The organism is Curtobacterium sp. MCSS17_008, from assembly GCF_003234185.1.
Taxonomy (GTDB): Bacteria; Actinomycetota; Actinomycetes; order Actinomycetales; family Microbacteriaceae; genus Curtobacterium.
Genome location: NZ_QKSM01000006.1, coordinates 119,743 through 145,613 on the forward strand (window position 1 = coordinate 119,743; position 25,871 = coordinate 145,613).

29 protein-coding genes and 2 tRNA genes are annotated in these 25,871 nt (G+C 71.5%); 14 read left to right on the forward strand and 17 right to left on the reverse strand.

What is annotated here, in order from left to right:
- The 5 genes from DEJ23_RS08735 to DEJ23_RS08755 form a co-directional block, all read right to left on the reverse strand.
- On the reverse strand, window positions 1-345 hold the full coding sequence (locus DEJ23_RS08735; RefSeq protein WP_111239868.1) for a metallopeptidase family protein: 345 nt from the start codon (window positions 343-345) through the stop codon (window positions 1-3).
- 88 nt (window positions 346-433) lie between these two features.
- Window positions 434-509: transfer RNA gene (locus tag DEJ23_RS08740), tRNA-His, on the reverse strand.
- 75 nt (window positions 510-584) lie between these two features.
- Window positions 585-1,223, reverse strand: a complete 639-nt coding sequence (gene orn / locus DEJ23_RS08745; RefSeq protein ID WP_111239869.1) for an oligoribonuclease — start codon at window positions 1,221-1,223, stop codon at window positions 585-587.
- 643 nt (window positions 1,224-1,866) lie between these two features.
- The gene (locus DEJ23_RS08750) at window positions 1,867-3,105 is read right to left on the reverse strand and encodes an MFS transporter (protein ID WP_111239870.1); all 1,239 of its coding nucleotides are present in this window, start codon (window positions 3,103-3,105) and stop codon (window positions 1,867-1,869) included.
- Window positions 3,102-3,551 carry a MarR family winged helix-turn-helix transcriptional regulator gene (locus DEJ23_RS08755; RefSeq protein ID WP_181429184.1) on the reverse strand — a complete coding sequence of 150 codons (450 nt, stop codon included), beginning with the start codon at window positions 3,549-3,551 and terminating at the stop codon, window positions 3,102-3,104. Before DEJ23_RS08755 ends, DEJ23_RS08750 begins: the two co-directional genes overlap by 4 nt.
- 61 nt (window positions 3,552-3,612) lie before the next feature.
- Between DEJ23_RS08755 and DEJ23_RS15400 the strand changes: the two genes are divergently transcribed.
- A complete protein-coding gene (locus tag DEJ23_RS15400; protein WP_146240238.1) occupies window positions 3,613-3,903 on the forward strand; it encodes an oligoribonuclease in 291 nt (96 codons plus the stop codon).
- Between the two features lie 86 nt (window positions 3,904-3,989).
- The gene (locus tag DEJ23_RS08760) at window positions 3,990-4,193 is read left to right on the forward strand and encodes a thioredoxin family protein (RefSeq protein WP_258375378.1); all 204 of its coding nucleotides are present in this window, start codon (window positions 3,990-3,992) and stop codon (window positions 4,191-4,193) included.
- A 40-nt stretch (window positions 4,194-4,233) separates the two neighbouring features.
- On the opposite strand, the gene DEJ23_RS08765 is transcribed toward DEJ23_RS08760, so the two are convergent.
- The 3 genes from DEJ23_RS08765 to DEJ23_RS08775 are packed head-to-tail and all read right to left on the reverse strand — an operon-like array spanning window position 4,234 to window position 7,332.
- On the reverse strand, window positions 4,234-5,676 hold the full coding sequence (locus tag DEJ23_RS08765; protein ID WP_111239873.1) for a DUF6716 putative glycosyltransferase: 1,443 nt from the start codon (window positions 5,674-5,676) through the stop codon (window positions 4,234-4,236).
- A gap of 13 nt (window positions 5,677-5,689) precedes the next feature.
- Entirely contained in the window at window positions 5,690-6,562 is an 873-nt protein-coding gene (locus DEJ23_RS08770; RefSeq protein ID WP_111239874.1) for an N-acetylneuraminate synthase family protein, read from the reverse strand.
- Window positions 6,559-7,332: a cytidylyltransferase domain-containing protein gene (locus DEJ23_RS08775; protein ID WP_111239875.1), complete on the reverse strand. Its 774-nt coding sequence runs from the start codon at window positions 7,330-7,332 to the stop codon at window positions 6,559-6,561. The genes DEJ23_RS08770 and DEJ23_RS08775 overlap by 4 nt, the downstream gene beginning before the upstream one ends.
- A 205-nt stretch (window positions 7,333-7,537) precedes the next feature.
- Between DEJ23_RS08775 and DEJ23_RS08780 the strand changes: the two genes are divergently transcribed.
- Window positions 7,538-7,610 (forward strand) — tRNA-Arg (locus DEJ23_RS08780).
- 122 nt (window positions 7,611-7,732) lie between these two features.
- Here DEJ23_RS08780 and DEJ23_RS08785 read toward each other — a convergent pair.
- The gene (locus DEJ23_RS08785) at window positions 7,733-8,941 is read right to left on the reverse strand and encodes a hypothetical protein (protein ID WP_111239876.1); all 1,209 of its coding nucleotides are present in this window, start codon (window positions 8,939-8,941) and stop codon (window positions 7,733-7,735) included.
- Between the two features lie 78 nt (window positions 8,942-9,019).
- Window positions 9,020-9,286 (reverse strand): hypothetical protein, encoded by a 267-nt coding sequence (locus DEJ23_RS08790; protein WP_111239877.1) that lies wholly within the window; start codon window positions 9,284-9,286, stop codon window positions 9,020-9,022.
- A 173-nt stretch (window positions 9,287-9,459) separates the two neighbouring features.
- Between DEJ23_RS08790 and msrA the strand changes: the two genes are divergently transcribed.
- The 5 genes from msrA (at window position 9,460) to DEJ23_RS08815 (ending at window position 13,310) form a co-directional block, all read left to right on the forward strand.
- Complete coding sequence (gene msrA, locus DEJ23_RS08795; RefSeq protein ID WP_111239878.1) at window positions 9,460-9,987, forward strand: peptide-methionine (S)-S-oxide reductase MsrA; 528 nt, start codon at window positions 9,460-9,462, stop codon at window positions 9,985-9,987.
- Between the two features lie 37 nt (window positions 9,988-10,024).
- On the forward strand, window positions 10,025-10,228 hold the full coding sequence (locus DEJ23_RS08800; RefSeq protein WP_111239879.1) for a methyltransferase: 204 nt from the start codon (window positions 10,025-10,027) through the stop codon (window positions 10,226-10,228).
- A 119-nt stretch (window positions 10,229-10,347) separates the two neighbouring features.
- A complete protein-coding gene (locus DEJ23_RS08805) occupies window positions 10,348-11,043 on the forward strand; it encodes a single-stranded DNA-binding protein (protein ID WP_111239880.1) in 696 nt (231 codons plus the stop codon).
- Between the two features lie 95 nt (window positions 11,044-11,138).
- A complete protein-coding gene (ettA, locus tag DEJ23_RS08810; RefSeq protein ID WP_111239881.1) occupies window positions 11,139-12,824 on the forward strand; it encodes an energy-dependent translational throttle protein EttA in 1,686 nt (561 codons plus the stop codon).
- Between the two features lie 3 nt (window positions 12,825-12,827).
- Entirely contained in the window at window positions 12,828-13,310 is a 483-nt protein-coding gene (locus tag DEJ23_RS08815) for a thioesterase family protein (RefSeq protein WP_111239882.1), read from the forward strand.
- 7 nt (window positions 13,311-13,317) lie between these two features.
- Here DEJ23_RS08815 and DEJ23_RS08820 read toward each other — a convergent pair whose 3' ends face one another.
- On the reverse strand, window positions 13,318-14,175 hold the full coding sequence (locus tag DEJ23_RS08820) for an acyl-CoA thioesterase II (RefSeq protein ID WP_111239883.1): 858 nt from the start codon (window positions 14,173-14,175) through the stop codon (window positions 13,318-13,320).
- A gap of 43 nt (window positions 14,176-14,218) precedes the next feature.
- Between DEJ23_RS08820 and DEJ23_RS08825 the strand changes: the two genes are divergently transcribed.
- Together DEJ23_RS08825 and DEJ23_RS08830 are read left to right on the forward strand one after the other, a co-directional pair.
- Window positions 14,219-14,920, forward strand: coding sequence for a hypothetical protein (locus DEJ23_RS08825; protein WP_111239884.1), 702 nt, complete (start codon window positions 14,219-14,221; stop codon window positions 14,918-14,920).
- Window positions 14,921-15,027: 107 nt separating this feature from the next.
- Window positions 15,028-15,870: an NAD-dependent epimerase/dehydratase family protein gene (locus tag DEJ23_RS08830; RefSeq protein ID WP_111239885.1), complete on the forward strand. Its 843-nt coding sequence runs from the start codon at window positions 15,028-15,030 to the stop codon at window positions 15,868-15,870.
- A gap of 113 nt (window positions 15,871-15,983) precedes the next feature.
- Here DEJ23_RS08830 and DEJ23_RS08835 read toward each other — a convergent pair whose 3' ends face one another.
- From DEJ23_RS08835 to pepN, 3 genes are all read right to left on the reverse strand, one after another.
- Window positions 15,984-16,388 (reverse strand): globin, encoded by a 405-nt coding sequence (locus tag DEJ23_RS08835; RefSeq protein WP_111239924.1) that lies wholly within the window; start codon window positions 16,386-16,388, stop codon window positions 15,984-15,986.
- A 50-nt stretch (window positions 16,389-16,438) separates the two neighbouring features.
- Entirely contained in the window at window positions 16,439-17,503 is a 1,065-nt protein-coding gene (locus DEJ23_RS08840) for a mechanosensitive ion channel family protein (RefSeq protein WP_258375380.1), read from the reverse strand.
- Window positions 17,504-17,587: 84 nt separating this feature from the next.
- Window positions 17,588-20,167: an aminopeptidase N gene (gene pepN, locus DEJ23_RS08845; RefSeq protein WP_111239887.1), complete on the reverse strand. Its 2,580-nt coding sequence runs from the start codon at window positions 20,165-20,167 to the stop codon at window positions 17,588-17,590.
- 121 nt (window positions 20,168-20,288) lie between these two features.
- On the opposite strand from pepN, the gene DEJ23_RS08850 reads away from it, so the two are divergent.
- Window positions 20,289-20,936, forward strand: coding sequence for a DsbA family protein (locus tag DEJ23_RS08850; protein WP_375342266.1), 648 nt, complete (start codon window positions 20,289-20,291; stop codon window positions 20,934-20,936).
- A 130-nt stretch (window positions 20,937-21,066) separates the two neighbouring features.
- On the opposite strand, the gene DEJ23_RS08855 is transcribed toward DEJ23_RS08850, so the two are convergent.
- A complete protein-coding gene (locus DEJ23_RS08855) occupies window positions 21,067-21,594 on the reverse strand; it encodes a GNAT family N-acetyltransferase (RefSeq protein ID WP_111239889.1) in 528 nt (175 codons plus the stop codon).
- Between DEJ23_RS08855 and DEJ23_RS08860 the strand changes: the two genes are divergently transcribed.
- Genes DEJ23_RS08860 through DEJ23_RS08870 form a run of 3 tightly spaced genes read left to right on the forward strand, consistent with a single transcriptional unit; the run spans window position 21,593 to window position 23,693 of the window.
- Window positions 21,593-22,246: a helix-turn-helix domain-containing protein gene (locus tag DEJ23_RS08860; protein WP_111239890.1), complete on the forward strand. Its 654-nt coding sequence runs from the start codon at window positions 21,593-21,595 to the stop codon at window positions 22,244-22,246. The genes DEJ23_RS08855 and DEJ23_RS08860 overlap by 2 nt on opposite strands.
- Window positions 22,247-22,256: 10 nt before the next feature.
- Window positions 22,257-22,745 (forward strand): ribose-5-phosphate isomerase, encoded by a 489-nt coding sequence (locus tag DEJ23_RS08865; RefSeq protein WP_111239891.1) that lies wholly within the window; start codon window positions 22,257-22,259, stop codon window positions 22,743-22,745.
- An 18-nt stretch (window positions 22,746-22,763) separates the two neighbouring features.
- Window positions 22,764-23,693, forward strand: a complete 930-nt coding sequence (locus tag DEJ23_RS08870) for an Fpg/Nei family DNA glycosylase (RefSeq protein ID WP_111239892.1) — start codon at window positions 22,764-22,766, stop codon at window positions 23,691-23,693.
- A 30-nt stretch (window positions 23,694-23,723) separates the two neighbouring features.
- On the opposite strand, the gene DEJ23_RS08875 is transcribed toward DEJ23_RS08870, so the two are convergent.
- Together DEJ23_RS08875 and DEJ23_RS08880 are read right to left on the reverse strand one after the other, a co-directional pair.
- Entirely contained in the window at window positions 23,724-25,199 is a 1,476-nt protein-coding gene (locus DEJ23_RS08875) for an amidohydrolase (protein WP_111239893.1), read from the reverse strand.
- Window positions 25,196-25,843: an FMN-binding negative transcriptional regulator gene (locus DEJ23_RS08880; RefSeq protein ID WP_111239894.1), complete on the reverse strand. Its 648-nt coding sequence runs from the start codon at window positions 25,841-25,843 to the stop codon at window positions 25,196-25,198. The genes DEJ23_RS08875 and DEJ23_RS08880 overlap by 4 nt, the downstream gene beginning before the upstream one ends.
- Between the last annotated feature and the right edge of the window lie 28 nt (window positions 25,844-25,871).

A 25,871-nucleotide genomic window follows, 5' to 3' on the forward strand; every position in this document is an offset into this window, starting at 1 on the left:
CTACGCCCAGCCGAGCTCGTGGAGTCGCTCGTCGTCGATCCCGTAGAAGTGCCCGATCTCGTGGACGAGCGTCGTGTGCACCTCGTCCCTGAGCTCGTCGACGGTGTCGCACTCCTCGAGGTGCTGCTTCCGGAACACCACGATCCGGTCCGGGAGCTCGCCGAACCCGTACTGCCCGCGCTCGGTCGCCGCGACTCCGTCGTACACGCCGAACAGGTCGGAGCCGTCCTCGGGCTCGTCCTCGACGACGAACACGACGTTGTCGAGCCCGTCGACCATCTCGTCGGGCAGGCGGTCGAGTTCGTCGGTCACGAGCTGCTCGAACTCGTCGGCGGACATCTCCATCACGGAGTCGATCGTCGCAGACCAACCTGGCGGAACGACGAAGGCCCCGTCCTCTCGGACGGGGCCTTCCGCTGACCTTCGTCAGCACTGGGGTGAGTAACGGGTCTCGAACCCGCGACCTCCTAGACCACAACCAGGCGCTCTACCAACTGAGCTATACCCACCACGTACACACCGGCGGACCAGCGCGACCACTCAATAGTAGTACATGCCGGAGGTCCCGCAGACCAGGCGTGTCGCTACTCCGCCGCAGGCTGGGCGAGTCGTGGTTCCCACTGCTCGACGACCTGTGCGGCGACGGCGCGCACGTCCTCGGTCGTCGGGCCGGGCTCAGCGACGAAGCCCGCGCGGCGGTAGTACTCGAGCTCACGGATCGACTCGAGGATGTCCGCGAGGGCGCGGTGCCCGCCGTGCTTCTCCGGCGCGTTGAAGTACACGCGCGGGAACCAGCGACGGCAGAGCTCCTTGATGCTCGACACGTCGACGCTGCGGTAGTGCAGGTGCCCGTCGACCCGCGGCATGTACTTCGACAGGAACGCCCGGTCGGTGCCGATGGTGTTGCCCGCCAGGGGAGCGCTGCCCTCGGCCGGCACGTGCTGGAGGATGTACTCGAGCACCTGGTACTCGGCGTCGGCCAGGGAGACGCCGTTCGGGATCTCCTCGAGCAGCCCCGAGGTCGTGTGCATGTTCGTCACGAACTCGTTCATGTTGTCGAGCGCCGACTGGTCGGGCTTGATGACGATGTCGAACCCGGGGTGCACCGGGACGAGGTCGAAGTCCGTGACGACGACGGCCACCTCGACGAGCTCGTCGACCTCGAGGTCGAGGCCCGTCATCTCGCAGTCGATCCAGACGAGGCGGTCGTTCGCAGTTGCCATGCCCCCGATCCTATTCCGCGCGGGTGACGCTCCCGCTCGCGGCGGTGGTGGTGTGGACCGCGTGCAGCGAGCGGGCGCATCCTGTGCGCCGGAGCGCGCGCCGGGGTCAGGTTCCGCCCGCTCGTCGCGGGCGACCTGTCGGGCGGAGTGCGCGCCTTCCGTCCGTCCGTCCGACCCGCCGGCTGACGACGAGCGGGCGGGAACTGCTGACGCCCAGCGGTTCGACGTCTGATCCCGCCCGCTCGTCGCGGGGCGGCGGGCTGTCGGGCCCGGCGCCCCTTCCGCCCGTCCGTGCGCCGGACGACGAGCGGGCGGAAGCTGCTGGCACGCGGCTGCTGGAACGCTGGTTCCGCCCGCTCGCGAGCACGCTCGCGTCCGGGAGGCGCGGCACGCTCCGGCTCGTCGGCTCGGCGGCCCGGTCGGCGGCTCGCTCCTCGTCGAGTGGGCGGAACCCGCAGCGGACGAGTCTGCTCGACGACCGGATCCGCCCGCTCGCGTCCGCGAAGGCGGGGCGACGCTGATGAGCTGGTCGCCGAGCACGCACGACGAACGGGCGGGACCGGCGGCCGAACCCCTGGTTCGACGACCGATCCCGCCCGTTCGTGCGTGCAGGGCCGCGAGCGCCCCGCGGCCGCGTCCGGCCTCAGACCATCTCGCCCGCCGAGATCGCCTCGGCCTCCACGCGCTCCGACTCCGCGCCGTCGTCGACCCGCCGGAGCACCCGGGTGGTCAGGGCCACGACCACGAAGGCGACCGCCACCGACAGCCCGGCGAAGACGTACGCCGCCGAAGGCGAGAACGCCTCCGCCAACAGCGTCGCCACCGGCGGGGCGATGGCACCACCGATGAAGCGCACCGCGGAGTACGCACTCGACGCCACCGACCGGGGGAGGTCCGTCGCCTCCATCACGCACTCGGTGAGCACGGTGTTCAGCACGCCGAGCACGAGTCCGCCGATGACGACGCACACGATGAGCCCGACCTGCGACGTCACGACGACCGCGGCGGCGAACAGGTCCAGGGCGAGCAGCGGCAGGGCGATCTTCAGGACGGTCGTGCGCCGCATGCGGGCGGTCAGCATCGGCGCCACCCACACCGAGGTGATCGCGAGCCCGAGGCCCCAGCCGAAGAACGTGAAGCCGATGCCCAGCGCACCGAAGCCGAGCGGGAACGGCGTGTACGCGAGCAGCACGAAGAAGCCGATGTTGTAGAACAGTGCGGTCACCGCGAGGGCGGCGAGCGCCGGCTGCCCGAGCGCGCGGAACGGTGCCGAGAGCTTGGTGGGCGATGGCTTCTCGAGTCCGGAGGACTTCAGGAGCGTGACGACGGCGACGAACGCGATCGCCATGAGCGTGGTGACGCCGAAGAAGGGACCGCGCCAGCTCACCGAACCGAGCAGGCCGCCGACGAGCGGGCCGACGGCGATGCCGAGGCCGAGGGCCGCCTCGTACAGGATGATCGCCGATGCGGTCCCGCCGGACGCCGCCCCGACGATGGTCGCGAGCGCGGTGGAGATGAAGAGCGCGTTGCCGAGGCCCCAGCCAGCGCGGAAGCCGATGATGTTCCAGACGCTGCCCGAGGTGGCAGCGAGCACCGAGAACACGACGATGAGCGCGAGTCCGATGAGCAGCGTGTTCTTCGCCCCGATCCGGCTCGACACCCAGCTGGTGAAGAACATCGCGACGCCGGTGACGGCGAGGTAGCTCGTGAACAGCAGCTCGGTCTGCGCAGCGGTGGCGTCGAGCGACGACGCGATCGCGGGGAGGATCGGATCGACGAGTCCGATGCCCATGAAGGCAACGACGCACGCGAAGGCGATCGCCCAGACCGCGGAGGACTGCTTGAGGATGCTGCCGGAGGCAGCGGGTGCGTGGGCGTTCACGCGTGGATCTCCGTTCTCGTGGTGGTCGTGGTGGTGCGCGAGGCGATGATGGCGGCGGCGTCGTGCAGGACGTCCCAGTCGCCGTCGCCGAGGTCGGCGAAGACCGGCCCGACCGAGTCGGCGATCGTGGCGCGCCAGGTGGCGAGGCGCTCGCGCCCGGCGTCGGTGAGCTCGATGAGCTGGCCGCGGGAGTCGTCCGGGTCCACGCTGCGCGAGACGAGCCCGTCCGCGAGCATGCCGGAGACGAGCCGGGTCATGGTCGGCTGTGCGACGCGTGAGGCTGCCGCGAGCTCGCCGAGCCGGAGTGGCTGCTCGGTCTCGAGGATGCCGAGCGTCCGCCAGACGGCGGCCGAGGTGGGGCTGCCGGAGGCCTGCGCGGCTGCGCGGACGAGACGGTTGACGGAGACGATGAGGGTCTCGAGTGTCTGCGCCCGCGATGTTTCCATAGCTGAACTATATAGTTGTGCTATGCATCCGTCAACAGGACGGCCCTGGTACAAGGGACGCATGAGCGACATCACCATCAACGAGGGCGACGAGTACACCGCGATCTTCCACGGCGGTCCCTTCGACGGCACGACCGACACCCGGACCGCGACGAGTGACGCGGTCGACGACGAGGTCACGGTGTACGCGGACGTCGAGGGCCTGCAGACGGCCTTCACCTACAAGGCCACGAAGACCCGCCAGGTGCTCGACCAGACCTCGGTCGAGTACGAGTACGACGCCGCCGACTCCGACCCGGTCGACGACCTGCAGGACCGCGGCGACCGCAGCGGCGAGTTCGACCGGGAGTAGATCCGGCACCGCCCGCGTTGCCGCCTCGCGTGCAGCTCGACCTCTGGACCTCCGCCTTCTGCGCCCCGTGCGCGGCCGCTCGCCGCGTGACCGCCGAGGTGGCGGGACTCGTCCCGGGGCTCCGGGTCACGGAGCGGGACGTGGCGGCGCACCCGGACACCGCGGAGGACCTCGGCATCCGTTCGACCCCCACGATCATCGTGCGGCGGGACGACGGGGCCGAGGTCTTCCGTTCTCCCGGTGTCCCCTCGCGGGACCAGCTGCTGGTGGCGGTCGCGAAGGCCCTCTGACGGCTGGGCCTGGAGGCCGGGCTCGCCTCCGCCCCGTCCGTCACCCCGACCGTGTCCCGTGTCGCTCCGCCGCCGCGGTCACCTCGTCGTGTCCCGCCGCCGACGACCGTGTGTCCCGCTGTGACCTCGGCGCACCGACCGGGTGTGGCGCCGCAGGCCGCACGAGCCGGCGGACCCGCCGTGCGGCCCGCTTCGCCGTCCGCACCGGTGTGCCGAGCGCCAGCGCCACCGTGCCGAGCACCGACCGGTCGGCCGAGCCGAGGGCGTTCCTCCGCTCCCACGCCCGTCGGAGCGCCCCGCCCCGGCTCCGGCGCGCGGCCGGACGGTCGACGAGTGCGCCGTCGTCGCGGAGTCGCATGAGCGATTCCGCCCGCTCGACCCAGTCGTCGTCGGACGCCGGGTGGAAGTGGTTGTCGTGCATCCACTCGGGACGGACCGTTCCGAAGCGCCCCTCGATCAGGTCGGTGGCGTCGCCCTCGAGGCCGCTGTCCACGAACACCTCGTTGATGAGCGCCCGGGAGACGCCGAAGTCGGTCAGCGTGAGCGCCGGGACCCCCTGCGCCGCGGCCTCGAGCACCGCGGTCGAGCTCACCGTCACCAGGGCGACGGCCCGGGTGAGGTGCTGCGCCATCGGACCGCTCGCGACCACGAGGTTCGACGGCACGTCCGCGGGGAGCAGCTCCGGGTAGGGGAACCGCTCGCGGTGCGTCTGGTGCTCGCCGGCCCTGGCACGGACCTTCACGACGACGCGCCACTCCGGGTGTCGTCGTGCCGTGTCGACGAGCCAGCCGACGACCCGGCGCCGGTCGTGTTCCTCGGCGGGGACGCTCGGCTGCGCCGCGAACACCACGGCGTCCCGGACCCCGGCGTCCTCGTCCTCGTGGCTCGGGCCAGGCACAGGCACCGAACGGGCGAAGGGCAACGTCGCGAGGGCGAAGTGGGGTGCGATCCCGCCCGCTGACGCGAGCGCCCGGTAGGCGCGGACCTCGCGATGGCTGTGCAGCACGAACAGGTCGGCCCGCGCGCGGAGGAACACGCCCTTCCACTTGGCCGGGAACGAGATGCCGGGCAGCCCGGTCAGCAGGACCGGCCGCCGTCCGACGCGTCGCGTCACCTCCTCGATCACGAGTTCCGCGACCGGGCCGATGCACGCCACGAGGACGGCGTCCGGCGGGTCGTCCCGCAAGCGGCGGACGATCGCGTCGACCGCGACCGGCTCGGGCGGTGCGGCCGCGAGGTGCGCCAGCCGCGCGTCGAGCCCTCGGAACGCTGCGCCGAGCTGCGCCCTGCTGGCGGACCGCGGCGTGGCGACCACGACGACCTCCGGTCGCCAGTGCGCCGGGCTCGATGCGAGCAGGTGCGCACCCCACTTCGCGAAGGAGTCCGTGTCGACCAGGCCGACCACGCGTCGGACGCGGGGCGGGGTGCCGGACGGGAGGCGCGCCTCCCGTCCGACCGTCGGCTCGCGACCTCCGTCGCTCACGCGGGCTGCCGGCTCACGCGCTGACGCGACGGAGCTTCGCCATCGGCGCGATCTCGCCCGGGAAGATGCGCTTGACACCGTCGCCGAGCGCGGTCTCGATGATCCGGACGTCACGGGCGAGCGTCTGCAGGCCGTGCGGCTCCAGCGAGGCGGCGTGGTCCGAGCCCCACATGGTGCGGTCCAGCGTGATGTGCCGCTCGACCGCGGAGGCCCCCAGGGCGACGGCGGCCAGCGAGATCTGCAGGCCGGGCTCGTGCCCCGAGTAGCCGACCGGCACGCCCGCGTACCGGAGGGCGAGGGTGTCGATCATGCGGAGGTTCGCCTCCTCGGCGGGGAGCGGGTACGTCGACGTGGCGTGCATGAGGACCAGCCGGTCGGTCCCGAGCGTCTCGACGGCGCGGTCGATCTGCTCGAGCGTGGACATGCCGGTCGACAGGATCACGGGCTTGCCGGTCGCTGCGACGGCGCTGAGCAGGCCGAGGTCGGTGACCGACGCCGAGGCGATCTTGTAGGCGACGACGCGCAGGTCCTCGAGGAAGGCGACGCTCGGCTCGTCCCACGGCGACGCGAACCAGTCGAGACCGCGGAGCGTCGCGTGGTCGCCGATCTCGATGTACTGGTCGCGGTCGAACTCGACGCGGTGCCGGTACTCGAGGTAGGTCATCTCGCCCCACGGGGTGGTGCGCGGCGTCGACTTCATGTGCTCCGGCGTGGAGATCTCCGGCGTGCGCTTCTGGAACTTGACCGCCTGCAGGCCGGCGTCGGCCGCGACGTCGATGAGTCGCTTGGCGATGTCCACGTCGCCGTTGTGGTTGAGGCCGATCTCGCCGATCAGGTAGGCGGGGTTGCCGGCGCCGATGGTCGACGTGCCGATGGTGACGGTCATGGTGCTCCGTTCGGTGCGGGGACGGTGGATGGGGTCTGGTCGGGTGCACCGCCCTCGTGCGCTGTACGGTGTCCCGCGTCGTGCCGGGTCGCGAGGGCGTCCGCGCGCTCGAGGTCGGCGAGGTCGTCGACGTCGATCGCCAGCGCGGGGTCCACGACGGCGAGCTCGACCCGACCGTGGAAGCGGTGCCGGTGCTCGCGGAGACCGGCAGCGCGGAAGACGTAGAACGCACCGGTCTCACGGAACTCCGGCTCGCGGTCCTGTCGGCGGGGACGGCTCGCCGCGTCGTGGTTGACCGCCTCGGCTCTGCCGCCGGGGACGGTGCGCCAGAGGAATGCGTGCGACGGGGCGGCGGCGAAGACGACGTCCGCGGCTCCGCCCTGGACCCGACGGACGGCGCGGTCGAGGTCGGCGGGGTCGATGAACGGGGAGGTCGCCTGCAGGAAGACGACGATCTCGGGCCCCGTGCCGTCGTGCAGCGGGTCGAGCGCGTCCAGGGCGTGGAGCAGGGCGGTCTCGGAGGATGCCTCGTCGCCGGACAGCTCGGCCGGACGCCGGACGACCGCCGCGCCGGCGTCCTCGGCCTCCGCCGCGATGGCGTCCCCGTCGGTCGAGACCACCACGGTGTCGATCGTCGCGGCAGCCCGCGCCGCTTCGACCGCGCGGCGGACGAGGGTCCGACCGCCCACGGTGCGGAGGTTCTTGCCCGGGATGCCCTTGGAACCGGCACGGGACGGGACGAGCGCCACGACGGGTCCGGGGGAGTGCATGCTCGGGACGGTACGGAGGAGCGGTGACCCCGAGACGAACTGCAGGGGGACGCACGCCGAACCTTGCGGAACGCCGGGCGGGGGGAGGGTCGCGGCGACCCGGACCGCGAGCGGGCGTTCCCTACTGCTCGTCGGGCGGCGTCGTGCCGTTCCCGCCCGCTCGGCGTCTCCACCTCGGCCGACGGCGGTAGAATCGTCGCCGCCCGCCTCCGTAGCTCAGTGGATAGAGCAGGTGGTTTCTACCCTCCGTGTCGCGGGTTCGATTCCTGCCGGGGGCACGAACGACGAGAGGCCGCCATCCCATCGGATGGCGGCCTCTCGTGGTCGCGGTCGTCGCGGCCCGGTCGTCCGGGACGCTGCTCGGTCGTTCCTGGCGCTGCTCGGTCGTTCCTGGCGCGGCTCAGTCGTCGTCAGCGGATCGTCGCCGGAGCTCGCTCGCGCTGATCGGCTGCGTGTACGGGGAAGCGTCCTCGTCGTGGATGTCGTCGGAGGCGCCAGGAGCGCCGGTCGTCGGGCCCTGTCGATCGAGGCCGGACGCGGTCGCCGACGATCGGTTCACGTGCGCGTCCGCCGAGGTCGGACTGGCGATGCGCGGGGCCGAGGCCGGCCGAGGCTCGGAGCGCTCGTCGCTCCGGCCCTGGTCGGTGGCGTCGACGGCTCGGGCGTCGTCGGCGTCGGGCCCACCCACGTCGTTGCGCGTGCTGGTCGCGGTGGCGGTGCCCTGGCGGGAGGACGCGAGCGGTGTGCCGAGCTGCGGGCGCACGGGCGTGCCGTCGATCGGCACCGTCTCGCCCTCCCCGTACGGGCGGGTGCGGTTGTCGGCAGCGGGCCGGACGTCGTTGATCGGGGTCGTGGCGTCGCGGTCGCCGGCCCAGGCGGCCCGGTTCGTCTGCGGAGCACCCGCCTGCGGGTTGCTCGCCTGCGGAGCACCCAAGTGCTGGTTCGCCTGCGGGGCGCCCGCCTGCTGGTTCGCCTGCGGGGCGGATCGCAAGGACGTGGTCGTGGGAGTCGGGCGCGACGCCTGGGCCGCGCCGCCGCCGTCGGTCGTCCGCTGCTCCTGGTGACCGGCGTTCCAGTCCTGCTGGCGGGCGATGAGCTCGGCGTCCGGGTCCGGCGAGTCGAACTTCCAGCGCTCGAGGTCCGCCTTGAACAGCTTGCGAGCCCGGTTCGGACGAGCCTGCCACTCGAGCAGGCGGTCCCGGAACTCACCGAGCGACTGGTCTGCCTGCGAGGTGAAGGTGGACGAGTTCCGCTTGATGTCCGCGATCTCGTGCTGCGCCCAGTCCGCGGCGAGCGTCGCTCCGCTCACGGGGAGCATGCGCAGGCGGATGTCGGCGTCCTCAGCGACGTGGTCGGCGTACGCCCGTTCCTCGTGCCCGAGCGCACCCCATCGCGTCGCCTTGCGTGCCGCGGAGACGACACCCGCGACCGCGGCGTTCCGGCTCTCGCGGTCGTGCAGCGCCACGACGCGCTTGGCCGCAGCGCGGCCGATGAGTGCGGCGATCACTCCGGCGACGACGATCGCGACGAAGGGGATGATCGCGCCGGACAGCACTCGCCAGCCCTCGTCGGACGCAGTCCAGTCGGTCAGGTCGTTCCACCAGTCCATGCGCGAACCCTACGCAGCCTCGAGCCCGGATCGGCGGAGGCTGCACGGCGTTCCGCCGAGACCGGCCTCCGGCGCCGCTCAGCCCCAGCGCAGGCAGTCCACCGCGTCGTCCGCGGACCAGACGTTCGGGAGCTCGACGAAGCGACGCTCGGTCGCGACGTACCGGCGGGCGCGGTAGGCCGTGCCACCCGCGACGTCCACCCGGTCTACGTAGCCGACGATCTCCCCGTTCGCTCGGGTGACCCGGCTGAGGTCGTCGCGTACGTCGAGGACGCGGAGGTCGCCACGGCTGCGGGCGACCGGTGCCGAGCGGATGCGGAACGCGGGTTCGGTGCTGGTCTGCACGGGGTGCCTCCTGGTGGCCGGTCGTCGATGTCGTGGTGCTGACGCTACGGCGGACCACCGACAGCGGCGTGGCCGTCCGGCGGGCCTGGGGAACAGCGGCGAGGGGGCCGGTGTTGTGCAGGAGACGCACCCGATCGCGGCTCCGACCGAGCCCAGGAAGGTAGGTTGACCCCATGACGACGTTCGTGCTCGCAGGTGGCTGTTTCTGGTGTCTCGACGCGGTGTACCGCACGCTCCAGGGCGTGCAGGACGTGGTGTCCGGCTACGTCGGCGGCACCACCGAGAACCCGTCGTACGAGGCCGTCTGCACGGGCACGACCGGTCACGCCGAGGCCGTCGCGGTGACCTTCGACGAATCGGTCATCCCCGCCGACGTGGTCCTCGACGTGTTCTTCACGCTGCACGACCCGCGCCAGCTCAACCGGCAGGGTGCCGACGTCGGCACCCAGTACCGCTCGGCGATGTTCCCGGCGGACGAGGAGCAGCGTGGACTGTTCGAGCAGGCCATCGAGCGCGCCGCGGACATCTGGGACGGCGGGATCGTGACGACGATCGAGCCGCTGGGCACGTTCTTCCGTGCGGAGGACCACCACCAGGACTTCTTCGCGAAGAACCCCGGACAGGGCTACTGCATGGCGGTCGCGCTGCCCAAGGTGAACAAGGTCCGCAAGGCGTACGGTCAGTACATCCTGGCGTCCTGAGACGCAGACGTCGGGACCACGAGGAGGTGGTCGAACGATGATGGACAACACCGGGACCTGGGTGGCCGTCGGTCCGGCTGGCGCGGTCGGGAGCATCCGTCGCGCAGCGGACGGGTTCCACGTCGAACTCTACGGACGGAGCGGTCGGGGCGGCACGTACCCGTCGCTCGAGTCGGCGAAGGGCGCCGTCCACGCGGCTCTCGGCCCGCTCGCCGACCGTCCCGAGTTCCGCGCGCACTGACAGGCACCGGTCGGGAGGCACGGGGGACTCGTCCTCCACAGCCCGCCTGATCGAGTCACTCGGTCACAGATCGAGCCCCGAGCCGCTCCGGCGGCCCGGGGCTCGTCGACGATCGAGTCATGAACGACACGATCACCGTCTGCGGCATCGTCGCGACCGAGCCCCGGTACCTCGTCACCGACACCGGCATCGCCATCTCGAGCATGCGCCTGGCGTCCCCGTCCCGTCGCTGGGACCGCACCAGTTCGTCCTGGACCAACGGGACGACGAACTGGTACACCGTCACGGCGTTCCGCTCCCTCGCCGCCAACGTGCACAAGTCCCTGAAGAAGGGCGACCGCATCGTCGTCACCGGTCGGGTGCGCATCCGGACGTGGGAACGCGAGGGTCGTGGCGGGACCTCGGTCGAGATCGACGCCGAGGGCATCGGGCACGACCTGGCCTGGGGCATCAGCAACTGGATCCGCGTGCCGCGGCACAGCAGCGAGTCGACCGCCGTGCCGGGTGACGCGCCGACGGTCGACCCCCGCACCGGCGAGGTCCGTGGTCCCGACGGCACCGACCACCGCGGGGGCCGGCACTCCGGACCAGTCGGGACGGAGCAGGCGGACGGGGCCGAACGCGCTGACGGGACGGAGCACCCGATCAGGATCGGTGGCGACGAGTCCGACGGAGCCGCGGGTGAGGAGCTGCCGGACCCCGCCGAGGCTGCACACCACACCGCGACGGTGCTCGGTGGTGACTTCGCGCCGCCGTCCGCGCCGTTCTCCGAGGCGGACGACGCCGCGGCGACGACCGGCCGTGATGCCGCGTGACCGCAGGCCGAGCACGAGGTACGGCGGCGAGAAGAGGTGCGGAATCAGGGGAGGAGGGGTGCTGAGCGGCACGAGGTCAGTAGACTTGCCGCGATATGGCTGAGTACATCTACCAGATGGTCCGCGCCCGCAAGTCGGTCGGCGACAAGCTGATCCTCGACGACGTCACGATGTCGTTCCTCCCCGGCGCCAAGATCGGTGTCGTCGGACCGAACGGCGCGGGCAAGTCGACGATCCTGAAGATCATGGCGGGTCTCGACCAGCCGTCCAACGGCGAGGCGAAGCTCACCCCGGGCTTCTCCGTCGGCATCCTCATGCAGGAGCCCGAACTCGACGAGTCGAAGACCGTGCTCGAGAACGTCCAGCAGGGCGTCGGTGAGATCAAGGGCAAGATCGACCGCTTCAACGAGATCTCGGCGCTCATGGCCGAGCCGGACGCCGACTTCGACGCGCTCCTGGCCGAGATGGGCACGCTGCAGGAAGAGATCGACGCGGCCGACGCCTGGGACCTCGACTCGCAGCTCGAGCAGGCGATGGACGCGCTGCAGTGCCCGCCGGCGGACGCGCAGATCGCGAACCTCTCCGGTGGTGAGAAGCGCCGCGTCGCGCTGTGCAAGCTGCTCCTCGAGAAGCCGGACCTGCTCCTCCTCGACGAGCCCACCAACCACCTCGACGCCGAGTCCGTCCTCTGGCTCGAGCAGCACCTGTCGAAGTACCACGGCGCCGTCCTCGCGGTGACGCACGACCGGTACTTCCTGGACCACGTCGCCCAGTGGATCGCCGAGGTCGACCGCGGTCGCCTGTACCCGTACGAGGGCAACTACTCGACCTACCTCGAGAAGAAGCGCGAGCGCCTCGAGGTCCAGGGCAAGAAGGACGCGAAGCTCGCCAAGCGCCTGTCGAGCGAGCTCGAGTGGGTGCGCAGCAACTCGAAGGGCCGTCAGGCCAAGTCGAAGGCGCGTCTCGCCCGGTACGAGGAGATGGCGGCCGAGGCCGAGCGCACGCGCAAGTTGGACTTCGAGGAGATCGTCATCCCGGTGGGTCCCCGTCTGGGCTCGCAGGTGATCGACGCCGAGAAGCTCCACAAGCAGTTCGGCGAGCGGGTCATCATCGACGACCTGTCCTTCACGCTCCCGCGGAACGGCATCGTCGGCGTCATCGGCCCGAACGGCGTCGGCAAGACCACGCTGTTCAAGACCATCGTGGGGCTCGAGCCCCTCGACGGCGGGACCCTCAAGGTCGGCGACACCGTCGACATCTCGTACGTCGACCAGACCCGTGGCGGCATCGACCCGAACAAGAACCTCTGGGAGGTCGTGTCCGACGGGCTCGACTACATCCAGGTGGGCAAGACCGAGATCCCGTCCCGCGCCTACGTGTCGCAGTTCGGCTTCAAGGGCCCGGACCAGCAGAAGAAGGCCGGCGTGCTCTCGGGTGGTGAGCGCAACCGCCTGAACCTCGCGCTCACGCTCAAGCAGGGCGGCAACCTCCTGCTCCTCGACGAGCCGACCAACGACCTGGACGTCGAGACGCTCGGCAGCCTCGAGAACGCACTCCTCGAGTTCCCGGGTTGCGCCGTGGTGATCACCCACGACCGCTGGTTCCTCGACCGGATCGCGACCCACATCCTCGCGTGGGAGGGTCTGAACGAGGACGGCACCCCCAACTGGTACTGGTTCGAGGGGAACTTCGAGGCCTACGAGGAGAACAAGCTCGTGCGCCTCGGCCCGGACGCGAACAAGCCCGGACGCTCGACGTACCGCAAGCTCACGCGCGACTGACCGGTGGCGAGGCTCCACGCTCCCATCCGCCTGCGGTGGAGCGACATCGACGCGTACGGACACGTCAACAACTCCGCGATGCTGCGTCTCCTGGAGGAGGCGCGCATCGCGGGGTTCTGGGGCCACGACCCGTCGGACGCCGACGACGACGGTGACCTGCCGGACCCGATCATCGACGGGCGGCCGGGTTCCGGCACGATGACCGTCATCGCGGCACAGCGGCTCGAGTACCTCGCGTCGATCCCGTACCTGCGTCGTCCGCTCGACGTGCAGCTCTGGATCGGTCGCATCGGCGGCGCGAGCATCGACGTGTCGTACGAGGTGTGGTCGCCGGTCGGGGTGGAGCCCGCGGTGTTGTACACCCGTGCGACGACCGCACTCGTGATGGTCGACGCCGCGACGAACCGGCCGCGCCGCCTGACCGAGGCGGAGCGCGCTGCGTGCGCGCCGTACATCGAGCCGCCGGTGGCGTTCTCCCGCCCGTAGACGGCGGTCAGCGCGGGACGCGCATCATGCCCTCCTGCGCGACCGAGGCCAGCAGCCGCCCGTCGCGCGAGAACATCCGTCCGAACGCGAGCCCCCGCCCGCCCTGTGCACTCGGCGACTCCTGCGCGTACAGCACCCACTCGTCCGCACGGGCGTCCCGGTGCCACCACATCGCGTGGTCGAGGCTCGCGAGCTTGACCCCCGGGGTGCCCCATGCCATCCCGTGTCGCCGCATGATCGGCTCGAGCAACGACAGGTCGCTGGCGTACCCGAGCACCGCTCGGTGCAGGGTGGGGTCCTCGGGCAGCGCGCCCTGCACCCGGAACCACACCGCCTGGTGCGCGACCTGCTCGCCCTGCACGTCGACGAACACGGGCCCGTCGACGTGCCGGAGGTCGATCGACCGCTCGGCCCACGCCTGCGCCACCGGGTCGTCGATCGGAGCCAGGATCGACGCGGCCGACGGCAGGGTCTCCGGCGCCGGGATGTCCACCGGGAACGGGTCCTGGTGCTCGACGCCGTCGTCGGGCCGCTGGAACGACGCGATCATCGAGAAGATCGGCACGCCGCGCTGGTACGCCTGCACGCGTCGCGTGGCGAACGACCGGCCGTCGTGGATGCGTTCGACCCCGAAGGTGATCGGCAGGCCGGTGTCGCCGGGGCGCAGGAAGTACCCGTGCATCGAGTGGATCGCGCGGTCCTCGATGGTGTGCTGGGCGGCCACGATGCACTGCGCGAGCACCTGACCACCGAAGACGCGTCCGCCGGGTGACCAGTGGCTGGCGCCGGTGAGGATGGTCTCGCCGGTGCTCGCGCCGGTGTCCTGCAGACGGAGGGTGCTGAGGAAGTCCGGTTCACCGTTCACACCGGAAGTCTACGAACCCGCCGCCGGTAGGATCGGTGGCGACATGGGCACCTCGTTCACGCTTCCCGACGCCGCTTCGCTCGGCGACCTCCGCACCTACCTCGGACGTGCTGCCCGGATCGAGGACGGCTCCGTCCGACTCATCGCCGACTCGGGCGTCCTCGCCGTGTACACGGCGATCCTGTACCCGATCGGTCTGCTCGACGAGCTGCCCACGGTGCTCGGGCTCCGCACCTTCTCGCTCACGCAGCCGGAGACGATCGACGCAGTCGTGCCGCTCGCCTCCCTGCAGGAGCGGCTGCGCGTCCTGGCCGAGGAGCACGACGCGGCCGGCGCCGACGGCGCCGACCCGACCCGCGCGACCCCGGTCGAGGTCGAGTTGCCGCACGAGGTCCACACCGTCACCTGGGCGGCGATCTCCCCGCCGCGTGGAGGCTGGGTGCCGCTGCCGGACGTCTCGCCGGAGCTCCTCCGCCGGGCCGCCCGTGACGGCATCGCCGAGGTCGCTGACGCCGTGCCGTCGAACGCGGGCGAGGCCATCGTCCGCCGCATCCGCGCCGAGGTCTGGGGCAGACCGGTGCCGGGCATCGAGCACGTGCCGGCGGCGGCGGGGTTCGCGGGGGAGAGCCTCGGCTTCCTCGGTCACGATCCGGTGCGCCTGTTCGAGACCGGTCCGTGGAGCCGTCTGACGACCTCCCGCGGGCACGTCCTGGTCAAGCGCCGCGCCTGGAGCCTCGACCGCTAGCGACGGCGCGACGGGCGGGTCCCCACAACTCCCTGTGCACGGGCACGTCCGTCCACAGACGGGCCGACGTCCACCGGGCGCGCCGACCGCCGTGGTTGGCTGACGTCATGCACGTTCTCCTCACCGGTGCGTCCGGCTACATCGGGTCCTCCGTCCTCCGTGCCCTCGTCGCCCACGGGCACGAGGTCACCGCGATCGTCCGGTCCGACCAGAAGGCCCAGGCCGTCCGTGACGCGGGCGGCCGCGCGGTCGTGGGCGACGTCACCGACACGGACGTCGTCCGTCGCCTCGCCCACGAGGCGGACGCCGTCGTCCACACGGCATCGGCCGAGTCGGTCGACCCGGACCTCACCGCGACCGTGACCGAGGCGCTCGACGGCACCCCGAAGCCCTTCGTGCACACCGGCGGGATCTTCACGTTCGGCAGCTCGACGGACATCTCCGAGCAGTCCCCGGTGTCGCCGCCGGCACTCACCGCGTGGCGCGCCCCGATCGAGGCGCGCGTCCGCGCGAGCGCGGTCCGGACCACCATCGTCGCGCCGGGCATCGTCCACGGCCGTGGAGCGGGCATCCCCGCGATGTTCGCGGGTGACGGCGAGCACGAGGTCCGTCTCGTCGGCGACGGGTCGCAGCGCTGGACGACGGTGCACGTCGACGATCTCGGCGAGCTGTACGTGCTCGCCCTGCAGCGTGCGGAGCAGGACGGCTACGTCGTCGCGGCGACGGGCGACAACCCGACGGTGCGCGAGATCGCGGTCGCGGGGGCGCACGGCGCCCCCGTGGTCGCGGAGAGCGTCGACGAGAGCCGGCAGCGTCTCGGCGCCGACTTCGCCGACGCACTGCTCCTGCACCAGGAGGCCTCGGGTGCCCACGCACGCACCGCGTTCGGGTGGGTGCCCACCCGTCCGTCCCTGGTCGAGGACCTGGCGAACGGGTCGTACGTCGGGTAGACGCGACCGATGTCGGACGGGAGGCCCGTGGCGGCGCCGCCACGCGCCTCCCGTCCGACCCGCGAGCCGCGGGGACGGTCGGTGCACGTTGGACGGGCGAGCGGTACGCCGGTTCAGTCAAACGTGTTCGTCATGGCGTGCGCAGCACGGTCCAGGTAGGCCCACAGCTCCGCCTCGTCCAGGGGCGCCAGTTCGAGCGACTCCACCGCCTCGTGCATGTGGTGGAGCCAGCGCTCGCGCGCCTCGGACGTGATGCGGAACGGGTTGTGGCGCATCCGCAGCCGCGGGTGTCCCCGCTCCTCGCTGTACGTGCCCGGGCCGCCCCAGTACTGCTGCAGGAAGGCCGACAGGCGCCAGACCGCCCCCTCGAGGTCCTCCGCCGGGTACATCGGCCAGATGACCTCGTCCTGCTGCACGCCCTCGTAGAAGCGTCGGACGAGCCGGTCGAACGTCGGCGCACCACCGATCCGGTCGTACAGCGAGCCGGTGGCGCTGACACCGTGCTCACCGACCCGCAGCGTGATCGGCTGTACGGGGACGCCGCCGCGTGCGGGTGGGGTGAGGTCGCTCACTGGTGGTCCTTCCCGGGGTCCTGGTCGTCGGTGCGGATGGCTCGTCCGAACAGGTTCCCACGCTTCCCGCGGGGCTTCGTCGGCGCGGGCGTCGGCTGGGTCCGGACGGTGCGCAGCCCGTTGATCGAGGTGGCGTTCTCCCAGCCCTCGGGCATGATCATCGCCATCGCGGGCAGGGTGACGCCGAGTTCGTCGACTGCCCGCTTCAGGCGCACCCGCATCTCTCGACCGACGACGTCGAGCTCGGAGGCCCGGGTCTTCACGACCAGGCGGAACACCATGCCGGCGTCCGAGATCGACTGCAGGCCCCAGATCTCCGGCTTCTCGACGATGCGCTGTCGCCAGCGGGGCTCCTGCGACATGGTCACGGCCGCGCGGAGCAGGGCGTCCTGCACCGCGTCGATGTCCGTGTCGTACGGGACGGTGATGTCGACGAGCACGCGTGACCACCCCTGGGACAGGTTGCCGACGCGCAGGATCTGCCCGTTCGGCACGAACCACAGGATGCCGTTCACGTCGCGGATCTGCATGACGCGCAGGCCGACGTTCTCGACGACGCCCGTGGCCTGGCCGGTGTCGACGACGTCGCCGACGCCGGCCTGGTCCTCGAGGATCATGAAGACGCCGGACAGCAGGTCCTTCACGATGCTCTGTGCGCCCACCGCGAGGCCGGCGGCGATGAGCGAGGCGCCGCCGACGATGCCGACCGCAGCGCCCTTCCACACCGCCGTGACGATGATGACGAGCGCGATGATCGTGACGACCACCGTCGCGAGGTTCTCGAGGACGCTACCCAGGGTCCGCGTCCGTTGCACCACCCGCGCGGTCTGCACGGGAGAGGCGATGAGCGCCTGGGTGTCCTCGACGTTCTGCCGACGCTTCGCACCGTTCACCACGCGGTCGACGACGCCCTTGATCGTGCGGCGGAGGATCAGACGCAGGATGATCGCGGCGAGGATCGTCACCACGATGGTGATCGGCGCCTGCCAGGTGTCGACGAACTGGGTGAAGGTGTTCGACGCCCACTTCGAGACGTCGTCGGTGTTCGCAGCCAAGATCATGATCCGAACGATCGTAGAGGGCGGGGCCTCGGCGACCCCTGAGGATCACCGAGGCCCCGCACCTGTTCACCAGAACCTGTGCGGTCAGGCGTCGGCCGCCTGGACCCGCAGCGCGCGCTCCGTGCCCGCGAGGTTCTCGGACACGATGCGCCGCAGCGCCGGGGTCTCCGGGTGCGCCTCGAGCCACGCGTTCGCGGCGTCGCGGAGCTCCACCGACGCGAGCGGCGCCGGGTAGAGCCCGCTGACGATCGTGTCGGCGATGTGGTAGCTGCGCTCGGCCCAGATGCGGGTCAGCACGTCGAAGTACCGCGGCACCAGCCCTTCGAGCACGACGGGGCTGTTCGTGTGCTGGAAGCCCACGGTGGTCTGACGCACGATCGCGTTCGGCAGCTCCGACGAGTCGACGAGTGACGAGAACGCCGCGAGCTTGCCCTCGGCGGTCGGGATCGTCGCACGGGCGCGCGCGGCGGCCTGCTCGCCGGACGCGGTCTTGTCGGCCGCGAGCTCGGCGTCGACCTCGGCGTCACCGGCGGCACCCGCGAGCACGAGGCCCTCGAGGAGCTCCCAGCGCAGGTCGGTGTCGATCTCGAGCCCGCTCAGCGTGACCGAACCGTCGCGGAGGCCGCGCAGGGTCTCCACGTGCTCCGGGGTCGACGCGATCTGCGCGAAGAACTTCACGAACTGGAACTGGGCGTCCGAGCCGGCCTCGGCGGACGACGCCAGCTGCCAGAGCGTGTCGCCCACCGTGCGGACCGTCGCGTCGACCTTCGCCGGCGCGACGTAGTTCCGCGCCGTCAGCAACAGCTGCGAGAGCGTGGTGCGGATCGTCGTCGACTCGGTCTCGGTGGCGATGTTGCCCAGCACGAGGCGGACGTAGTCGCTCGCGGGGGACTCGGCGTCGCGCGTGGCGTCCCACATCGCGCCCCAGACGATCGAGCGCGCGAGGGGGTTCGCGATCGACGCGAGGTGCTCGATCGCGGTGCGGCGCGACTGCTCGTCGAGACGGATCTTGGCGTAGGCCAGGTCGTCGTCGTTGAGGAGCACGAGGTCGCCGCGGTGCACGCCGACGAGCTCGGGGACCTCGGTGCGGGCGCCGTCGACGTCGATCTCGATGCGGTGGGTCCGCTCGAGCTTGCCTCCGGCAGAGGCGGTGTCGGCGCCGAAGGGCGCTGACTCGTCCGTGGTGAACGCGTAGACGCCGATCGCCAGGCGGTGCGGACGGAGCGTCGGGTGGTCGGCCGGTGCCTCCTGCAGGACCGCGAACGACGTGATGACGCCGGACTCGTCGACCTCGACCTCGGGGCGCAGCGTGTTCACGCCGGCGGTCTCGAGCCACAGCTTCGACCACTCCGACAGGTCGCGGCCGCTGGTGGCCTCGAGCTCGACGAGCAGGTCACGGAGCTCGGTGTTCCCGTGGTGGTGCTTCTTGAAGTACGCCGAGACGCCGGCGAAGAAGGCGTCGATGCCGACCCATGCCACGAGCTGCTTGAGGACGGAGCCACCCTTGGCGTACGTGATGCCGTCGAAGTTGACCTGGACGTCCTCGAGGTCGTTGATGGTCGCGACGATCGGGTGCGTCGAGGGGAGCTGGTCCTGGCGGTAGGCCCAGGACTTCTCCATCGCCTGGAACGTGGTCCACGCCCCGGTCCACTCGGTGGCCTCGGCCGTGGCGATGGTCGACGCCCACTCGGCGAACGACTCGTTGAGCCACAGGTCGTTCCACCACTTCATCGTGACGAGGTCGCCGAACCACATGTGGGCGAGCTCGTGCAGGATCGTGACGACCCGCCGCTCCTTGATGGCGTCGGTGACCTTCGAGCGGAAGACGTAGGTCTCGGTGAAGGTCACGCAGCCGGCGTTCTCCATCGCGCCCGCGTTGAACTCCGGGACGAAGAGCTGGTCGTACTTCTCGAACGGGTACGGGACGTCGAACTTCTCCTCGTAGTAGGCGAAGCCCTTCTTCGTGGTCTCGAAGACGTACTCGGGGTCGAGGTACTCGGCGAGCGACCTGCGGGCGAAGACCCCGAGCGGGATCGTGCGGCCGTCACGGCTCGTGAGCTCGTCGCGCACGACCTCGTACGGGCCGGCGACGAGCGCGGTGATGTAGCTCGAGATCTTCGCCGTGGGGGCGAACGACCACGTGGCGACCTCGCCGTCGACGTGGGGCTCCGGGGTGGGGGAGTTCGACACGACCTGCCACCGCGACGGTGCCGTCACGGTGAAGCTGAACTCGGCCTTGAGGTCGGGCTGCTCGAACACGGCGAACATGCGGCGCGAGTCCGGGACCTCGAACTGCGAGTACAGGTAGACCTCGTCGTCGACGGGGTCGACGAAGCGGTGCAGGCCCTCGCCGGTGTTCGTGTACAGCGCGTCGGCGACGACGACGAGCTCGTTCTGTTCCTGCAGGTCGTCGAGCTGGATGCGCACGCCGTCGTTGACGGCCGCGACGTCGAGCGTGGCACCGTTCAGCGTGATCGAGTGCACGGTCTTCGTGATCGCGTCGATGAAGGTCGAGGCACCGGGGGTCGCCGTGAACCGGACGCGCGTCGTGCTGCCGAAGGTCTCGGCACCGCGTGTCAGGTCCAGCTCGACGTCGTACGTCTGCACGTCGACGATCGCGGCGCGTTCCTGGGCTTCGGTTCTGGTGAGGTTCTCTCCGGGCACGGACGCTCCAACTTCGCTTGCGGCACGGACGATCGATGTCCGTGGTGAGGGGGCTCCCGGCAGGCGTCGTGCGCCGTCGGGACGATGGGATCAGCCTAGCGAGCGCGCGTACGCTCGCAGCGTGACCGAGACGACTGTGGACAACACCGAGACCGCCCGTACCGCTGTGGAGTTCTGGTTCGACCCGAACTGCCCCTGGGCCTGGATGACGAGCCGCTGGGTCGGCGAGGTCGAGCGGCAGCGCCCGATCGACGTCACCTGGCGCGTGATGAGCCTGTTCGTCCTCAACGAGGACCAGGACATCCCGGACGAGTACCGGGAGCGCATCGACAAGGGGCAGGTGTACCCGCGGATCGTCACCGCAGCCCTGCTCCGGCACGGTCAGCAGATCGTCAAGCCGCTGTACGACGCGCTCGGTGAGCACGTCCACCACCGTCAGGAGCCCGACCCGGAGCAGGTCGTGCCGGCCGTGCTCCGCGAGCTCGACCTCGACGAGGACCTGCTCGAGTACGCCTGGACCGACGAGGTCGACCAGGCCGTGCGTGCGAGCCACCAGGACGGCATCGACCGCGTCGGCCAGGACGTCGGGACCCCCGTGATCGCGGTCGAGGGCACCGCCTTCTTCGGCCCGGTGATCTCCCCGGCGCCGAAGGGCCAGGAGGCGCTCGACCTGTGGGACGGCGTCGTCGCCGTCGCGAAGGTCCCCGGCTTCTTCGAGCTCAAGCGCTCGCGGACGGTCGGCCCGATCTTCGACACCGTCGCGCAGTAGCGGCGACCGGTCAGCGGACGGGAGGCGCGGTGCGGGCCCGCACCGTCCTCGCTCGCAGGCTCGCTCGGCGCGCCCCGCGCAACGCTTCGCGTTGCCGCTGAGCGGGGCGCGCCCGTCCGTCTCGACCCGCTCAGTCGAGAGGCAACCGCATCAGGGTCAGGTCCAGCCACCGGTCGAACTTGCGGCCGACCTCGGGCAGGACGCCCACCACGCTGAAGCCGAGACGCTCGTGGAGGGCGATCGAGCCGGTGTTCGACGAGCAGATGCCCGCCATCACCACGTGCATCCCGGCCGCGCGGGCGTGCGCGACGAGGGCGTCCATGAGCACGGTGGCGACGCCCCGACCGCGGAACGCCGGCACGACGTAGACGCTGTGCTCGACGGTGTGCCGGTACCCCTGGTGCGGCCGGAACGCGCTGTAGGTGACGTAGCCGGCGACGACCCCGTCGACCTCGGCGACCAGGACGGGCAGCCCGGCAGCCCGGCGCTCGGCGAGCCAGCCGTCGAAGTACGCGCGCGGGTGCGGCTCCTCCTGCCAGATGGCGGTCGAGTGCAGCACGGCATCGACGTGCAGCGCGTGGACGACGTCGAGGTCCCGCGGCTCGCAGTCCCGCACCGTGACCGGCGCAGGGGAACCCGTCGCATATGCTGTCGCCATGTCTCAGATCGTAGACGAGGCCGTGCCGGAAGCGGAAACCGGGAGCGAGCACCCCGACGACGTCGCCCAACGACGTCTGGGCGAGCGGTTGCAGCGCCTGCGCACCGAACGGAAGTGGAGCCTGACCGAACTCGCCGAGGAGTCCGGCGTCTCCCGGGCCATGATCAACCGTGTCGAGCGCGGGGTGTCCAGCCCGACGGCGACGATCCTCGGGCGACTGTCGGGTGCGTTCGGGCTGACGATCTCGCAGCTCCTCGACGAGGCACTCGACCACGACGTCCCCAGGGCGACCGACCCGGACGAGGCACGCGGCGTCCAGCGCGGGGCGACCGCCGACTCCTGGACCGACCCCGAGACCGGGTACCGCCGTCGCCCGGTCTCGAGCGCCGACTTCCCCGCGGACGTCACCGAGGTGCGCCTCCCGGCCGGTGAGCAGGTGGCCTACCCGGCGTCCGCCTACGCGTTCCTCCGGCACTGCATCTGGGTGGTCGACGGCGTGCTCGAGGTCGTCGTCGGCGACGAGCCGACGCGGCTCGGCGCCGGCGACCGGCTCGAGCTCGGGGAGCCGGCCGACATCGTCTACCGGAACCCAGGCGCGGAGCCCGTGCGGTACGTCGTCGTGGTGGTCCGGGCGGCGCGGGGCCGGGAATAGGATCGGAGCCATGCGCATCCACCTCGGAACGGACCACGCCGGCCTCGAGTTCAACAAGACCCTCGCCCAGCACCTCACCGAGGCGGGGCACGAGGTCGTGGACCACGGTCCGACCGAGTACGACGCGCTCGACGACTACCCCTCGTTCTGCATCAACGCTGCACACGCCGTCGTGCAGGACCAGCGTGCGGGTGTCGAGGCGCTCGGTGTCGTCTTCGGTGGTTCCGGCAACGGCGAGCAGATCGCCGCGAACAAGGTCGAGGGCATCCGCGCCGCGCTCGTCTGGAACGAGTCCACCGCGGTGCTCGCCCGCCAGCACAACGACGCGAACGTGATCTCGATCGGCGCGCGCCAGCACACCGAGGACGAGGCGATCCGGTTCGTCGACCTGTTCATCGCGGAGCCGTTCTCCGGCGAGGAGCGCCACGCCCGCCGCATCGCGCAGCTCGCCGAGTACGAGACGACGGGGCGCATCGCCGGGAAGCAGATCGACGCGTAGTCCGGGGAGACAGGACCGATGCCAGAGGGTCACTCCGTCCACCGGATCGCCAACCAGTTCGCCCGGCACTTCGTCGGGAAGCGCTGCGAGGTCTCCAGCCCCCAGGGCCGGTTCGCAGCCGGGGCCGAGCGGCTCGACGGCAAGCGGATGACCGCCGCGCGCGCCGTCGCGAAGCAGCTGTTCCTGGAGTTCGAGGACGACCTGTTCCTCCGCGTGCACCTCGGACTGTACGGCGCGTGGGACTTCGCCGGCGTGATCTCGTCGGCCGAGGCGCTGTCGGAGGACGGTGACGGCGAGGAGTCGCTGTCGTCGATCGGCGCTCCACGGCTCGCCCGGTACCGGATGGCCGAGCAGGAGAAGGCCGAGGACCCGATCGAGTCGTTCCCGCCGGACCCGGTCGGTCAGGTGCGCGTCCGCATCCTGACCGAGGACACCGTCGCCGATCTCCGCGGCCCGACGGCCTGCGTGGTCGAGGACCCGGCCGGGGTGCAGCGCGCGCTCGACAAGCTCGGACCCGACCCGATCAACGACGACGGCCCGGAGGCCGAGCAGACCTTCGTCGAGAACGTCCGGAAGCGGAACGTCGCGATCGGGCGACTGCTCATGGACCAGTCCGTGGTCGCGGGCATCGGCAACATCTACCGCGCCGAGCTGCTCTTCCGGCAGCGCATCGACCCGTACAAGCCCGGCAAGGAGATCACCGTGCAGCAGGCGAAGGCGCTCTGGCAGGACTGGTCGAAGCTGCTGCACGCGGGTGTCCGCGACGGCCTCATGCTGACGATGGACGACCTCTCCGAGGCCGATCACGCGAAGGCCGTCCGGTCCCGGAAGGACCGGCACTGGGTGTACCACCGCCAGGGCGAGCCCTGCCGTGTCTGCGGGACCGAGATCCGGATGGCGGACATGGCCGGACGCAAGCTCTACTGGTGCCCGGAGGACCAGCAGTAGTCAGGGGACCAGGGGAGGCACCGGGCCCGGTCACAGGTCGCGGTGCGTGAACCGCCCTGCGATCGCCGTCGCCAGCACCGTTGCGTGCCGCAGTGCCGAGGAGTCGGCGACCGCGAGCGGGTCCGCGGCGAGCAGCACGAGGTCGGCCTCGTCACCGACGGACACCCCGACCCGGCTGCCCTCGGTCGAGCCGCGCCACGCGGTCAGCGCGGACAGGCGTTCCGAGGGGTGCCACGGCACGCGACCGTCACGATCCCGCCCGACCGCTGCTGCCATCGACACCCACGGGTCGAGCGGTGCGACGGGCGCGTCCGAGCCCAGGCGGAGCTCGGCGCCCGCCCGGTGCAGCGAGGCGAGGGGGAACGCCCGGTCGGTCATGCCGGCCCAGTGCCGGTCCGCGATGTCCCGGTCGTCCATCGCGTGCTCGGGCTGCACCGAGGCGACGACACCGAGCCGGCCGAACCGGTCGACGTCGGCGTCGACCAGGAGCTGCGCGTGCTCGATGCTCCCGCGGGCACCGACGGCCTCGAACACGTCGAGCGCCAGGGTGTTCGCCCGGTCGCCGATCGCGTGCACCGCGGGCACGAGCCCGGCGTCGACCGCCCGGCGGACCATCGCCACGAGGTCGTCGAACGCGTACGCCAGGACGCCATCGCCCGAGGTCATCGCGGCGGTCCGGGTGCCGAGCGAGCCGTCGGTGATGACCTTGAACGGGCCCATCCGGACGAGGCCGCGCGTGCCGTCGACCACGTCGCCGGTCCGGAGTCCGCGGGCGATGGCCGCCTCGAGCTCGCCCGGGTACACGCCGGAGTCCACCCGCAGGCCGTCGGTGCCCGCGTGCACCCGCCGGGTCCAGCGGTCGAGCCCGAAGACCATCTCGAGGTCGACGACCCGGGTGGCTCCCCGCGCCGCGGCCGCGTCGACCGCGTCCGCCACCCAGCCGTCGAGCACGTCGTCCGGCACGCGGGACAGCGCGGCCGTCACGTCGAACGCGTCCTGCTCGCGCAGGACCCCGTCCTCGCCGGCGACGAGCGGCCGGCCGACGAGTGCCGAGCAGTGCGCGAGCGCGAGCGCGTTGCACCACACGGCGTGCAGGTCGGCGGCGATGACGACGGCCGGGAGGCCCGGTGCGGCCCGGTCGAGCAGCTCGCGTCGCGCGGGGCGGGGCCAGATCCCGTCGCGGTAGCCGTGGCCGACGAGCACCAGGTCCGGGACGCCGGTGCGCGCCACCGCTGCGAGGACGTCGGCGGTCGCCTCCGCCGTCGTGCACCCGGAGACGTCGATCCGGCGGCGCACGAGCGCCCACTGGTCGAAGTGCACGTGGTGGTCGACGAGCCCCGGACCGAGCCAGGCGCCGTCGGTCTCGACCACGTCGGTGTCCGCGCTCGCCGGATCGAGCGTGCCGGCCGGAGCGACCGCCTCGACCCGACCGCCGACGATGCGGACGTCGCACGGAGCGCCGGAGGTGCCCACCCGACGGACGGTACGGAGCAGGAGGTCGGTCATCGCGCCTCCTGACCGTCCGCGCGCACTGCGTGCGCGCGCTCCATCTCGTCGGCGAGCGCCGGCGACGCGTACGGGCCGTCCCCGCGCAGGCCGGCGATGATCCGCTCGACGACGTCGGGCGCCTTGTTCTGCGACAGCTTGGCGCGGGCGTCGAAGCGGGCGACCCGGATGCGGATGCCGACCGTGCCCTTCGCCGCGCGGCGGGCGGTCTGTTCGTCGACCTCGAGCGACACCGGCTCCGGCATCACCCGCTCGAAGTGGTCGACGAGTTCGCCGAGGACCCGGAAGTTCTCCTCGTCGGACAGGATCTCCGGGGTGCCCCAGCAGTGCGCGGTCACGTGGTTCCACGTCGGCACGAACTGCTCCGGCGGGTACCAGGCGGGGGAGACGTAGCCGTGTGGGCCCTGGAACACGACGAGGACCTCGTGGCGGCCGAGCTCGTGGGCGACCTCGTCGGGGCGGCCGACGTGCGAGACGAGGACGATCTCGTCGTCGGTGCTCGCGGTGCGGTCGAGCAGGACCGGGTAGTGCGAGGCGACGAGCCCCGCGGCGGTGTGCGACACGATCGTGGCCCACGGGTGCGCGTCGATGAGACGCCGCACCTCGTCGACGTCGGTCATGAGGAAGTGGGGTGTGTGCCGCATGCGACGAGCGTGGCACATGCCAGGCTGG

Bases quoted from the DNA above. Each gene is read 5' to 3' on its own strand.
- ettA (WP_111239881.1), top strand. From the start codon at position 11,139: ATGGCTGAGTACATCTACCAGATGGTCCGCGCCCGCAAGTCGGTCGGC.
- DEJ23_RS08825 (WP_111239884.1), top strand. From the start codon at position 14,219: ATGGGCACCTCGTTCACGCTTCCCGACGCCGCTTCGCTCGGCGACCTC.
- DEJ23_RS08775 (WP_111239875.1), bottom strand. From the start codon at position 7,332: ATGCACTCCCCCGGACCCGTCGTGGCGCTCGTCCCGTCCCGTGCCGGT.
- msrA (WP_111239878.1), top strand. From the start codon at position 9,460: ATGACGACGTTCGTGCTCGCAGGTGGCTGTTTCTGGTGTCTCGACGCG.
- DEJ23_RS08770 (WP_111239874.1), bottom strand. From the start codon at position 6,562: ATGACCGTCACCATCGGCACGTCGACCATCGGCGCCGGCAACCCCGCC.
- DEJ23_RS08875 (WP_111239893.1), bottom strand. From the start codon at position 25,199: ATGACCGACCTCCTGCTCCGTACCGTCCGTCGGGTGGGCACCTCCGGC.
- DEJ23_RS15400 (WP_146240238.1), top strand. From the start codon at position 3,613: ATGAGCGACATCACCATCAACGAGGGCGACGAGTACACCGCGATCTTC.
- DEJ23_RS08735 (WP_111239868.1), bottom strand. From the start codon at position 345: ATGGAGATGTCCGCCGACGAGTTCGAGCAGCTCGTGACCGACGAACTC.
- DEJ23_RS08870 (WP_111239892.1), top strand. From the start codon at position 22,764: ATGCCAGAGGGTCACTCCGTCCACCGGATCGCCAACCAGTTCGCCCGG.
- orn (WP_111239869.1), bottom strand. From the start codon at position 1,223: ATGGCAACTGCGAACGACCGCCTCGTCTGGATCGACTGCGAGATGACG.
- DEJ23_RS08865 (WP_111239891.1), top strand. From the start codon at position 22,257: ATGCGCATCCACCTCGGAACGGACCACGCCGGCCTCGAGTTCAACAAG.
- DEJ23_RS08855 (WP_111239889.1), bottom strand. From the start codon at position 21,594: ATGGCGACAGCATATGCGACGGGTTCCCCTGCGCCGGTCACGGTGCGG.
- DEJ23_RS08805 (WP_111239880.1), top strand. From the start codon at position 10,348: ATGAACGACACGATCACCGTCTGCGGCATCGTCGCGACCGAGCCCCGG.
- DEJ23_RS08880 (WP_111239894.1), bottom strand. From the start codon at position 25,843: ATGCGGCACACACCCCACTTCCTCATGACCGACGTCGACGAGGTGCGG.
- DEJ23_RS08755 (WP_181429184.1), bottom strand. From the start codon at position 3,551: ATGGAAACATCGCGGGCGCAGACACTCGAGACCCTCATCGTCTCCGTC.
- DEJ23_RS08800 (WP_111239879.1), top strand. From the start codon at position 10,025: ATGATGGACAACACCGGGACCTGGGTGGCCGTCGGTCCGGCTGGCGCG.
- DEJ23_RS08840 (WP_258375380.1), bottom strand. From the start codon at position 17,503: ATGATCTTGGCTGCGAACACCGACGACGTCTCGAAGTGGGCGTCGAAC.
- DEJ23_RS08785 (WP_111239876.1), bottom strand. From the start codon at position 8,941: ATGGACTGGTGGAACGACCTGACCGACTGGACTGCGTCCGACGAGGGC.
- DEJ23_RS08860 (WP_111239890.1), top strand. From the start codon at position 21,593: ATGTCTCAGATCGTAGACGAGGCCGTGCCGGAAGCGGAAACCGGGAGC.
- DEJ23_RS08830 (WP_111239885.1), top strand. From the start codon at position 15,028: ATGCACGTTCTCCTCACCGGTGCGTCCGGCTACATCGGGTCCTCCGTC.